The organism is Azospirillum sp. B506 (genome assembly GCF_000333595.1).
Lineage (GTDB): Bacteria > Pseudomonadota > Alphaproteobacteria > Azospirillales > Azospirillaceae > Azospirillum.
Map to the genome: position 1 here is coordinate 1 of NZ_BADK01000410.1, position 1,968 is coordinate 1,968.

At 66.2% G+C, this 1,968-nt stretch carries 3 protein-coding genes; all 3 read left to right on the plus strand.

What is annotated here, in order from left to right; translation table 11 throughout:
- Positions 1 to 480: DUF721 domain-containing protein (locus tag I71_RS12610; protein WP_244433794.1), on the plus strand; the 480-nt coding region annotated here is incomplete at its 5' end.
- Positions 481 to 546: 66 nt separating this feature from the next.
- Positions 547 to 1,209, plus strand: a complete 663-nt coding sequence (locus I71_RS12615; protein WP_042695207.1) for a DsbA family protein — start codon at positions 547 to 549, stop codon at positions 1,207 to 1,209.
- Between the two features lie 138 nt (positions 1,210 to 1,347).
- The coding region (locus tag I71_RS12620) for an AAA family ATPase (protein ID WP_042695208.1) at positions 1,348 to 1,968 on the plus strand (621 nt) is incomplete at its 3' end.

Genomic DNA, 1,968 nt, shown 5'->3' on the forward strand with positions numbered 1-1,968 from the left:
CAGAGCATGACCGGACCGCGTCGCATCGNCCAATCCGTTCCCGAGGTCGCCGGCAAGTGCTGGGCCAAGCGCGGGCTGGCCTTCGTGCGNCTGATCACCGACTGGCCGTCCATCGTCGGCCAGCAGCTGTCGCTGCGCACCGCGCCCGACAAGCTCAGCTTCCCCCGCGGCAAGCGGGAGGAGGCGACCCTGCACATCCGTGCCATGGGCGCCATCGCGCTGGAGCTGCAGCATCTGGAACCGCAGATCATCGAGCGGATCAACAGCTTCTTCGGCTACCGCGCGGTGGCGAAGATCAAGCTGATCCACGCGGCCCTGCCCTCCACGCCATCGCCGGTGGTGCGTCCGCGCGCCCTGACGATGGACGAGGAGATCGGCATCGCCACCACCGCCGCGACCATCGAGGACGAGGAACTGCGCGCCACGCTGGAACGCTTCGGCCGCTCGCTGATGGCCCGGCCGAAGCGGGCGGCGCGATAGCCGGCCTGCTGGACGCATCCCCGCATCATTGTCTATACGTCAACATCTGGTAGGAACGAGGGCAAAGTGAACCGCAAAATTCTCGGACGCAGGTATTTCGGGCTGGCCGGCTTTCTCGCCATCGGCTTCACCGCCGTGTTCGGCACCGCCATGACCGCGGCACCCACCGCCGCTCAGGCCGCCGCCACCCTGCCGCCGGTGTCGGAGCTGATGGCCGACCGCGTCATGGGTGATGCGAATGCGCCGGTGACGATCCTCGACTATTCGTCGATGACCTGCCCGCACTGCGCCCATTTCCACGCCGACATTCTGCCGAAGATCAAGGAAGCCTACATCGACACCGGCAAGGTGAAGCTGATCTTCCGCGACTTCCCCTTCGATCAGGCGGCGCTCACCGCCAGCATGCTGGCCCACTGCGCGCCGGCCGAGCGCTACTATCCGTTGACCGACGTGCTGTTCAAGAGCCAGTCGACCTGGAGCCGCGCGGCCGACCCGGCGAAGGCGCTGGGCCAGTACGGCAAGCTGGCCGGCATGAGCCAGGAAACCATCGACTCCTGCCTCGCCAACAAGGATCTGGCCGACGCCATCCTGAACAGCCGCCTGACCGGCCAGAACCAGTACAAAGTGGAAGCGACCCCGACCTTCATCCTGAACGACGGCAAGGCCCGCATCGAAGGCGCCCAGCCGTTCGAGGAATTCGCGAAGGCCATCGACAAGCTGCTGAAGTAAGTCAGTCTTAAAGATCTTCGTGAGCAATGCCCCCTCCCTGATCCTCCCCCGGCTTCTGGCGCTGGAGGGCCGGGGAGAGGGCATAGTTTTGCAGTTCCTGCAGTTTTATAAGCCCAGTACACCAAAGGTTCTTTCCCAGTGCAGTTCACGCGCCTCCGCCTGTCGGGTTTCAAGTCTTTCGTCGATGCCACGGATCTGGTCATCGAACCCGGCATGACCGGCATCGTCGGTCCCAACGGTTGCGGAAAGTCCAATCTGGTCGAGGCGTTGCGCTGGGTGATGGGCGAGACCTCGGCCAAGCGCATGCGCGGCGACGACATGGACGACGTCATCTTCGGCGGCACCTCCAGCCGGCCGGCGCGCAATCTGGGCGAGGTGACGCTGGCGGTCGACAACCGGTCGCGCACCGCCCCGGCCGGCTTCAACGAGCATGACGAGCTTGAGATCACCCGCCGGATCGAGCGCGGATCGGGTTCCGACTACCGCATCAACGGCAAGCTGGTGCGGGCGCGCGATGTCCAGCTGCTGTTCGCCGACAACGCCTCGGGCGCCGCTTCTCCGGCCCTGGTCAGCCAGGGCAAGGTGGCGCAGATCATCTCCGCCAAGCCGCAGGACCGCCGCGCCCTGCTGGAGGAGGCGGCCGGCATCACCGGCCTGCATTCCCGCCGGCACGAGGCCGAGCTGCGGCTGAAGGCGGCGGAGACCAACCTGACCCGCCTCGACGACGTGATCGGGGCGATGGACACCCAGCTGCAAAGC